Annotated in this window: 11 protein-coding genes; 5 read left to right on the forward strand and 6 right to left on the reverse strand. The window is 66.4% G+C overall.

What is annotated here, in order from left to right:
- The 4 genes from VGM20_09845 to VGM20_09860 form a co-directional block, all read left to right on the forward strand.
- Window positions 1-931, forward strand: a 931-nt coding sequence (locus tag VGM20_09845; GenBank protein ID HEY4101166.1) for a tryptophanase, incomplete at its 5' end; no start/stop codon positions are given.
- Between the two features lie 91 nt (window positions 932-1,022).
- Window positions 1,023-1,592, forward strand: a complete 570-nt coding sequence (locus VGM20_09850) for an ankyrin repeat domain-containing protein (protein HEY4101167.1) — start codon at window positions 1,023-1,025, stop codon at window positions 1,590-1,592.
- Window positions 1,589-2,965 carry a transcription termination factor Rho gene (rho, locus tag VGM20_09855; GenBank protein HEY4101168.1) on the forward strand — a complete coding sequence of 459 codons (1,377 nt, stop codon included), beginning with the start codon at window positions 1,589-1,591 and terminating at the stop codon, window positions 2,963-2,965. Before VGM20_09850 ends, rho begins: the two co-directional genes overlap by 4 nt.
- A 27-nt stretch (window positions 2,966-2,992) precedes the next feature.
- Window positions 2,993-3,412 carry a hypothetical protein gene (locus VGM20_09860; GenBank protein HEY4101169.1) on the forward strand — a complete coding sequence of 140 codons (420 nt, stop codon included), beginning with the start codon at window positions 2,993-2,995 and terminating at the stop codon, window positions 3,410-3,412.
- 68 nt (window positions 3,413-3,480) lie between these two features.
- Here the strand turns inward: VGM20_09860 and VGM20_09865 are convergent, their stop codons facing one another.
- From VGM20_09865 to VGM20_09880, 4 genes are all read right to left on the reverse strand, one after another.
- Complete coding sequence (locus tag VGM20_09865) at window positions 3,481-4,557, reverse strand: SRPBCC family protein (GenBank protein ID HEY4101170.1); 1,077 nt, start codon at window positions 4,555-4,557, stop codon at window positions 3,481-3,483.
- 4 nt (window positions 4,558-4,561) lie between these two features.
- Complete coding sequence (locus VGM20_09870; GenBank protein HEY4101171.1) at window positions 4,562-4,789, reverse strand: hypothetical protein; 228 nt, start codon at window positions 4,787-4,789, stop codon at window positions 4,562-4,564.
- Window positions 4,790-4,817: 28 nt separating this feature from the next.
- Entirely contained in the window at window positions 4,818-4,991 is a 174-nt protein-coding gene (locus VGM20_09875) for a hypothetical protein (GenBank protein HEY4101172.1), read from the reverse strand.
- An 80-nt stretch (window positions 4,992-5,071) separates the two neighbouring features.
- Entirely contained in the window at window positions 5,072-6,193 is a 1,122-nt protein-coding gene (locus VGM20_09880) for an FAD-binding oxidoreductase (GenBank protein HEY4101173.1), read from the reverse strand.
- Window positions 6,194-6,308: 115 nt separating this feature from the next.
- Between VGM20_09880 and VGM20_09885 the strand changes: the two genes are divergently transcribed.
- Entirely contained in the window at window positions 6,309-6,785 is a 477-nt protein-coding gene (locus tag VGM20_09885; GenBank protein ID HEY4101174.1) for a hypothetical protein, read from the forward strand.
- Window positions 6,786-6,809: 24 nt separating this feature from the next.
- Here the strand turns inward: VGM20_09885 and VGM20_09890 are convergent, their stop codons facing one another.
- A complete protein-coding gene (locus VGM20_09890) occupies window positions 6,810-7,718 on the reverse strand; it encodes an ankyrin repeat domain-containing protein (GenBank protein ID HEY4101175.1) in 909 nt (302 codons plus the stop codon).
- A partial coding sequence (locus VGM20_09895) for a hypothetical protein (protein HEY4101176.1) occupies window positions 7,712-8,604 on the reverse strand: 893 nt, incomplete at its 5' end. The genes VGM20_09895 and VGM20_09890, both read right to left, overlap by 7 nt.

The raw sequence follows: 8,604 nt of genomic DNA on the forward strand, positions 1-8,604 counted from the left end.
CAAGGGGAACATGGATCTCGCCGCGCTGGAGCGGGTGCTGGGCGACAACCCGGGCCGAGTGCCACTGGTGATGATGACCGTGACGAACAACTCGGGGGGCGGCCAGCCGGTGTCGCTGGAGAATCTTCGCGGCGCGCGGGCGATCTGCCGGAAGCACGGCGTGCCGTTCTTTCTCGACGCCTGCCGCTTTGCGGAGAACTCGTGGTTCATCAAGCAGCGTGAGGACGAGTTCCGCGACCGGCGGCCGCTCGAGATCGCACAGATGATGTTCGCCGAGGTCGACGGCGCCACGATGAGCGCCAAGAAGGACGGGATGGCGAATATCGGCGGCTTCCTCGCGATGAACGACGATGATCTCGCCCGGCGCTGCCGCGACAACCTGATCCTCACCGAGGGATTCGTGACGTACGGCGGACTCGCCGGGTATGACCTCGAAGCGATCGCCATCGGCCTCGAAGAGGCGCTCGACGAGGACTACCTCCGCTACCGGATCCGGTCGGTCGCGTATCTCGCCGACCGGCTGCAGAGCGCCGGTGTTCCGCTGGTCCTCCCGCCGGGCGGGCACGCGCTCTACATCGACGCGAAGGCGATGCTGCCGCAGATTCCGCCGATGCAGTACCCGGCGTGGGCACTGTCGTGCGCACTGTACCTGGTCGGCGGTGTGCGGTCGGTCGAAATCGGCACGATGATGTTCGGTCTCGCACCTGACGGCCGCGAACATGCCGCGCCGATGGAACTGGTCCGGCTCGCCTTTCCGAGGCGCGTGTACACCCAGAGCCACGTCGATTACCTGGCGGAGGTGCTGCTGTATGTCTTCGAGCGCCGCGACCGGATCAGCGGGATGACGATCGTGGAGCAGCCGCCGGCGCTGCGGCATTTCACGGCGAAGCTGACACCGATGGGCGGCGAGGTGTTTCGGGACGGCCCCTAGCGAAAACCGCCTCGACCCGCCTGATTTGTCCCGGTCGCGCCGCCCGAATGTGTGCCAGGTGCCGGGCGCGACGTTCCCTCTATCGGCTCGAATGCTCGAAGAATTGCTCGAGGCCTGCCGGCGGAACGACTTGGAGCGGGTGCAGTCGCTCGTCACCGCCGACCCCACATTGCTGACCCGCCAAGCTCCCACCGGCGAGACTCCGTTGCTTGCGGCGCTCTATCACCGCAGCCCGGAGACGGTGACGTGGCTTTGCGGGAACGAATGGCCCCGGACGGTTTTTGAGGCTTCCGCGGTAGACGACGTTGCATCGCTGGATGCGCTCCTCGGCGCCGATCCGTCGCTGGTCGATACCTATTCGATCGACGGGTGGACACCACTACATCTGGCCGCCTTTTTCGGCTCCGCGCGGGCCGCCCAATTGTTGCTGTCTCACGGCGCCGACCCCAGGCGCATAGCCAGGAATGTCATGGCCAACACCCCGTTACATGCTGCGCTCGCCGCCAGGCGAATCACCATTGTCCCGTTGCTGCTCGACGCCGGAGCCGATCCCGCGCTCGAATGCGCCGGCTACACCCCGCTCGCCATCGCGGAAAGCGGCGGGTTCGACGCGGGCGCTGCACTGATCCGGCAGGCGCTGACCACTCGGGGGAATGCGTGAACCATCCGGGCGGCGGCAATGGCGGCAATGGCGGCAACGGCGGCAACGGGCACGGCGGGAACGGGAACGGCGGCCAGGGCGGCAGCGGAAACGGTGGCAACGGCGGGCGGCCACATCGCAGGCGCGGTGGACGCGGGCGCGGCAGGCGCCCGGGCGGGGGGAACGGACAGAACGTTCGCGGCAATGGCGGGGGCGGCGGCGGCAATGGCGGTGGCGGCGGCGGAGGGAACGGCGGCACCGCGGTGCAGACCCCGCGCGCTCCGGCCGACAGCGGCCAGCGAATCGACGTCGAGGGGGTCCTCGAGGTCTCCGATCGCGGCGGCGGTTTCCTCCGGATGCAGCGCGCGTCGTACCTCGCCAGCGGCAACGACGTCTATCTCCAGCCGGGAACGATCAGCCGGTATGGGCTCCGCGCCGGCGATGAGATCACCGGCGTCGCGCATCCCGCCCGAGGCGGGCGCGGTCCGCTGCTGGAAAGCGTCACGACGATCTTTGGCCGCGAACCGGCGGCGATCGAGAAGCGACCGGACTTCAACCGCCTCCCCGCAACGCATCCGACCCACACATTGCGCCTCACCAAGCCGGGCGGGATTCCCCGCGGCGGTGACGTCACCGCGGCGATCGTCGACCTCCTCGTCCCGCTCGGCAAGGGACAGCGATGCCTCCTCGTGGCGCCGGCAAAGGCCGGCAAGACCACGCTCCTCACCGCGATTGCGCGGGGGATCATCGAGAACCAGCCCGACGCGACCGTGTACATCCTCCTGGCCGACGAACGCCCGGAGGAAGTGACCGAGATGGAACTCGCCAACGCCGGCGAAGTGATCGCATCGAGCTTCGATCACGGTGCCGACCGCCACGTGGCGGTGGCGGAGATGACGCTCGAACGTGCCCGGCGGCGCGTGGAGCTCGGCGAAGATGTGGTGATCATCCTCGATTCGCTGACCCGGCTGGCGCGCGCCTACAACAACATCGACAAGGGATCGGGGCGCACGCTCTCGGGCGGCATCGGCGCCGAGGCGCTCGAGCGGCCCAAGCGATTCTTCGGAAGCGCGCGCGCGGTCGATCCACGTCACGGGGAAGGATCGCTCACGATCATCGCGACGGCGTTGAAGGACACCGGGTCGAAGGCCGACGAAGTGATCTTCGAGGAGTTCAAGGGAACCGGCAATTCCGAGATCGTGCTGAGCCGCGAACTCGCCGACCGGCGCATCTTCCCGGCAATCGACGTCGCCGCAAGCGGCACCCGTCGCGAAGAACTGCTGCTCGACCCGATGTCGCTCAAGCGGGCACACGAGCTCCGTGCCGCCACCGCCGGCCTTCCAACCACCAAGCAGATCGAAGTGGTTCGCGAGCTGTTGCAGCGCGGGCTGTAGTCCACCCATCACCGCACAGGAGCGACCATGATCCGACGCGTTGCCTGGACCGTTGCCATGATCGGCGTGATTGCCTGCAACAGCAACAGCAATGACACCGTCGCCGTGACGACGGGGACGTATGTCGCGACAAGTTTTTCTACGACGATCAATGGGCAGGCGGCGGTCAATCAGCTGACCAATGGATCATCGCTGTCAATCACGATCAATTCGGACGGTTCAACGACCGGGCAACTCGTGTTGGTGGGTGGGGCGGAAGGCGGCGGCACCCTGACCGCGAGCATGGCGGGGACCTGGACCCAGAGTGGCAGCACGCTGACGTTGACCCAGAGCGCCGACACCTTCGTCAGGGACCTGACCTTCACCATTACCGGAAACAAATTGATCGCCAGTGCAACGTTTACCGATAGCCAGTTGCAGGTCACGCTGACGCGATCGGGCTCCTGACTGTCGGCACGGGCACGAACGGCTGCGCGCGCGGCGGTGCTGATCCGTTGCGCCGCGGGCCATCGGTCCTACGACAGGAATTCGTGCAGCAATCCGTGGAAGTGATGCACGCCGTTCTCCCGCTTCGGTGAGTAGCGGCCGCGATCGTACGAACGCGAGCGGAGGTTCTGCTGCACCCGCTCGCAGATGCTGATGTCCTCGTCCTGAATCTCGTCACTGAACGCCATCAATTTCGACCACGCCGGATCGGCGGCAACGTCCGCCGGCGGATTGTGGGCGTACCACTCGAACACCACGTCGCACCGGTCAACGCTGCGCGGGATCACGACGTTGGTCTGCATCTGGCCGAGATAGATGTTGAGCATCAGGTTGGGGAAGACCCAGTAGTACTGTGCCTCGTCGTCCGGTGACGTCGCCTCGTAGCGACGGTTCCCGCCGCGCCCTGCGCGGATCGGCGCGTGCTGCAGCGAGTAATAGCGATGGAGCTCGACCTGGTATTCGTCATAGTCGAGTTCCTTGTGCAGCGTCGGATGCACGACCGGGATGTGGTATCCCTCGAGGTAGTTGTCGACGTAGACCTTCCAGTTGCAATTGATCGACCACGTCTTGCGTCCGACATACCGCATCGTCGTCACGTCGAATCGCCTGCTCCGCTCAGCGATATCCTCGAAACAACGCTCCAGTGGCGGCGCCTTGAGGTCGAGATTGGCGAAGACCAGCGGCCCCCATGTCGTGACCTGCACCGGGAGGAGGTGCATCGACTCCGCGGTGAAGTCGCAGGCGTCCTCCATCTCAGGCGCACGGAGCAACTCCCCGCTGAGACGGTAGGTCCAGCCGTGATACCGGCACTGCAGCGTCTGGCGTTTGCCGCACCCCTCGGCGACGGGACCGGCACGATGGAGGCAGATGTTGTGGAAGCCGCGCAGCGTGTCGCCATCGCGGACGACGACGATCGCCTCGTTGCCGATCTCGGCGGTGATGTACTCGCCGCTTTCGCCGAGTTGATCGGTGCGGCCCACGAGCTGCCAGGTGCGGCCAAAGACCTTCTCGTCCTCAAGCGCCGCGTAGACTGGATCGATGTAGAGGCGGGACGGGATGGTGGCGGCGCGCCGGATGTCGGGATCGAACGGAAAGACGATCGCCACCGGGTCAGGGATTCTGCGAGATCGAGTCGTAACGGTCGCGGCGCGCGGCGGCGGAATCGGTGACGCGAAGTGCGCCGCGCACGCCCGACGCGCCGGGAAGCTTCGAGGCGCCGATCACGCTGTCACGCTGGCGCTCGGTGAGCGGCGGCCCGACCTGTCTGGGTGATGTGTCCTTCTGGCTGCACGCCGCCGCGAGCATCACGGCGCTGCAGGCAAGCACCAAGCCGCGCATGCGTTGCTCCGTCGTCGGGGCCGATCGGTCAGAATTCGCGGCGCTTCATTTCCTTGAAGAGGTGCTTGCGGTCTTCATCCTCTTCGGCTTCCGGCCGCGCGGTGGCGCGCAGCGTCGGATCGACGAATCGCTGCTTCTTGGTCTTCTGCTGCGGCTGCCCCGCCACCTTGCGAACCAGCGCGTCGAACTGCTTGTCCTTCATCGAGAAACTCCCCCGGGGTGATGCGGTAACGTGATCGAATCTGCCGCGCGGAGCAAGGGGACGCACGGCATTGGCTGCGCTCAGCCGGTGCCGATCAACGGGGCAATCATCGGCGAGGTTCCGTTGACGATCGTCTGCGCCACGCCGCGCCCGCAGAGTGCGCCGAGGACGTTGCCGGTCCCGCAGTAGCCGCCAATCGCCCAGAGATTCGGGCGGACCTGCTCGACCACCGGAAGCATGTCGTACGTGTAGCCGACCAGTCCGACCCACCGGTGGGTGATCGGTGCCGTGACATGGAGCCGATCGCGGAGGATCTCCTCGAGGCCAAGCTGCACGACGTCGGTCACTGCGGCACGCGAGGTCCATTCCGCATCGCCGGCGCGGTCACGGAGCCCGCCGAGTGCCACGCGGCCATCGGGAAGCTGCTGCCAGTACTCGTATCCCCACCGGTAATAGACCGGCCGCGGGAAGGTGACGGCCGAGTCGGGAGCCGTGGCGAGCATCTGCAGCCGCGCGGTGCGGGTCCGATGGGAGAGTTCGGGAACCACTCGCTCGAGCTGCCCGTCGACCGCCACGATCACGTGCTTGCAATGCACGTCCCCGTACGATGTCGTCACCGACTCACCGCTCACCACCTCGGCCGCGCACCCCTCGAACAGACGCGCGCCGCGACCGATCGCCGACCGGGCGAGCGACCGGCACCGCTGCAGTGGGTTGAACGCACCGTCACCCGGCACGAGCACGCCGCGCCCCTCGGGGCCATCATACGCCTCGGCGGCGAATCCGTCGGCGCGCATCACGGTCACCTGCTCCGCACAATCGGCGAGTTCGCGGTCGTCCGCCGCGATCCGGAGCGAACCAGTGCGCCGGATTGCGTGCGGTGTCTCTTCCGCCATCCGTTCCAGTTGCAGCATCGTGCTGCGATAGATCTCGCGCGCGCGGGCTCGGCCGATCGCCTCGACAGCGTGGTGGTAGAAATTCGGCAGCCCGGCAAGAAGAAATCCGCCGTTGCGACCCGCGGCGCCCCCGCCGACGGCGCCGGCATCGAGCCCCACCACCGTCTTCCCCAAGGCGAGGAGCTCGTGAATCGCAGCGAGTCCTGAGCCTCCGAGGCCGATGACACAGACATCTGCTTCCACGCCGCCGATGAGCGGCAGGAGCGGTTCCCAGTTTCCATCGTCCCACACAGGCTTGTCGTTCATGAAATCCATCTGCCAGGAGTGATTCAAGCCTAGTGGCTGTGCACCGCCCCGGGGACCCCTCGTCCCCCGGTGGCAATCTGCGACGGCACGGTTCGCATTGCATCGGAGGTTTCATATGCAAGTTCGGTTGCGGATCATCGAGATCGTGGGCGCGCTGTTCCTCGGCACCGTTGCGACGGCGCAAGCGCAGACCTCACATCCCCACATCGGCGTGCATGCCCTGTACAACACCACGTTCCAGGACTGGGGCGTCGGGGCGCAGTTCTCCGCGCCGATGGCGAGTCACTTGGAGATCTATCCATCGTTCGACTACTACTTCGATCCGAGTACCGTGTGGGAAGCCAATGTCGACGTGAAGTATCGGGCGATCGGCCAGCGGTATGACTGGATCTATCTCGGCACCGGATTGAATATCCATCATCAGAACGTCGAGGACATTTCCGACACCCGCGCGGGGTGGAACCTCTTCGCCGGCGCGGAATCGATCAAGGGAAAGATTCATCCCTTCGCCGAGATGCGCGTGACGGTCGCCGACCAGACGCATTTCCAGATCCAGGCAGGATTGAACATCACGCTGGCTAAGAACTACTAGCCGGCGCACAGGCAGGCGACCTGGTCAGGGTGGCGTGAGCACCCGGATCAGGTCGTCGTGCTTGATCCGCGTGGCAAGGTCGAGCGCCGTCTCCCCGGCGGCGTTGCGAAGATTCCGTTGTGCCCCAGCATCGAGCAACGCCTTCGCGTAGTCGGTCTCCCCTTCCCGCACCGCCCACATCAACGCAGTCTCGTGTGCGGCGTCGAAACGATCGACGTGCGCGCCGGCGTGGATCAGCGTCCGCGCCACGGCGACGTAACCATCGCGTGCCGCCTCCATCAATGGAGTCTCGTGCAGGTGACCGGCGACCTCGGCATCAGGGTTGGCGCCTCCCTGCAGCAGGTCGGTCACTGCGTGCTCGTCACCAAGGCGCGCAGCCACAAGAAGCGGCGCGTATCCGGTCCGATTCGGCACGCCGGACGCGCGGCGGAGCGAACCCACCAGCGCGTCCCGACCGTCGATCACCGCGCCAAGGAGCGCGAGCGATGTGAGCTCGCCGTCGAGGACGTGGCGCCAATCACCCGGCGGGCGGTGTGCGCCAAGGGAATCGAACCACGCCGCCGCCGCGGGGCTCTCACCCGCGTCGCGCGCGGCGTGAATCACGAGAAGGAGGGCGATGTCGCGGTGCTCATCGATGACCGCATCGTCCATCGCCGAGGCGCCGGACGAATCGCGCAGATCGGGCCGGGCGTCGGCGTCGAGCAGGACCTGCATCGCCGCCATCCTGCCGTTCCGCGCCGCTTCGGTGAGCGGCCGGGTGCCGTCGGGGGCGAGCGTGTCGGGTGAGATGCCGGCCGAGAGCAGCCGATGGATCGCGGTCGCCGAGTCGTCGCGCACCGCGCGGACCAGCTCTTCGGCACGATTGGGCGGCGGCGGTGGGGCCGGATGCGAGCACCCCGCAATGAGCAGGACCAGCAACAGGAGGACTACCATCCGGTGACGACCGTGATCGAGTATGGCGGAAGGTCGACCGATTGCACCGACGATTCGGTGCGATGCGACGGCGGGAGGTCGAGCGTGGGGTGCCCGTCGGCTCCGTCTTCCAGGAATTGATATTGCGACCCGGAATACTGCCAGACGTCGACCGGCCCGCGCATGTCACGCGCCATCCCGCGCCCTCCCGCGAGTTGCAGCTCCACCGAACGAGCGTCTGCACCGTCGCGATTGACGAGCAGCACCGACCAGCGGTGATCAGGTCGTCGCAAGGCATAGACGCTCAGCAGCGTGTCGCTGACGGCGGCGCCGCCGCTTCCGAAATGCACGGGAAACGTCGCATGCGCTCCGCCAGCTGGATCGGCCCACGCATGGGTCAACAGCCACGCGCTGTAGTATCGCGGCATCCGGTCGCGGGCCTGCCCGTGTGCGTCGGCCAGGAGCATGATCAGGTTGCCCCAATGCTCGCAACTCGGCTCGTGCGAGATATCGCCCGGCTCATACCCGAAGTAGAACGCCTGCGCGCCGCCATGCGAAAAGAAATTGCCGATGAGGTCGGCATCGAAGAGCGCCGCCGGCATGGTGACTTCGGCGGTCGAGAGGTGCGCCGAGTAACCGTACTCGGTGATGATTCGAGGAATCGAATCGGCGAGACCGGTCTTCCGGAGTTGCGACAACGCATCAGCGAGCATGCCGGGTGCCGCGGCGAGGTTGTCCGCCGGATCGTCGCAGACGTCGTCGAACGGATACCACTCGAACGACAGGAACTGATAGTCCGCAACGCGATGATGTGCCTGGAGGTATTCGAGAAACCGACCGACCGGCGTCGGGTGTTTTGCCGGAGCCGCAGGTTCGGGCCAGATGTCGAGCGGATCGTCGATGAGAT

Source organism: Gemmatimonadales bacterium, from assembly GCA_036500345.1.
GTDB lineage: Bacteria > Gemmatimonadota > Gemmatimonadetes > Gemmatimonadales > GWC2-71-9 > Palsa-1233.

Bases quoted from the DNA above. Each gene is read 5' to 3' on its own strand.
- VGM20_09875 (HEY4101172.1), bottom strand. From the start codon at position 4,991: ATGAAGGACAAGCAGTTCGACGCGCTGGTTCGCAAGGTGGCGGGGCAG.
- VGM20_09850 (HEY4101167.1), top strand. From the start codon at position 1,023: ATGCTCGAAGAATTGCTCGAGGCCTGCCGGCGGAACGACTTGGAGCGG.
- VGM20_09885 (HEY4101174.1), top strand. From the start codon at position 6,309: ATGCAAGTTCGGTTGCGGATCATCGAGATCGTGGGCGCGCTGTTCCTC.
- VGM20_09890 (HEY4101175.1), bottom strand. From the start codon at position 7,718: ATGGTAGTCCTCCTGTTGCTGGTCCTGCTCATTGCGGGGTGCTCGCAT.
- VGM20_09860 (HEY4101169.1), top strand. From the start codon at position 2,993: ATGATCCGACGCGTTGCCTGGACCGTTGCCATGATCGGCGTGATTGCC.
- VGM20_09880 (HEY4101173.1), bottom strand. From the start codon at position 6,193: ATGAACGACAAGCCTGTGTGGGACGATGGAAACTGGGAACCGCTCCTG.
- VGM20_09870 (HEY4101171.1), bottom strand. From the start codon at position 4,789: ATGCGCGGCTTGGTGCTTGCCTGCAGCGCCGTGATGCTCGCGGCGGCG.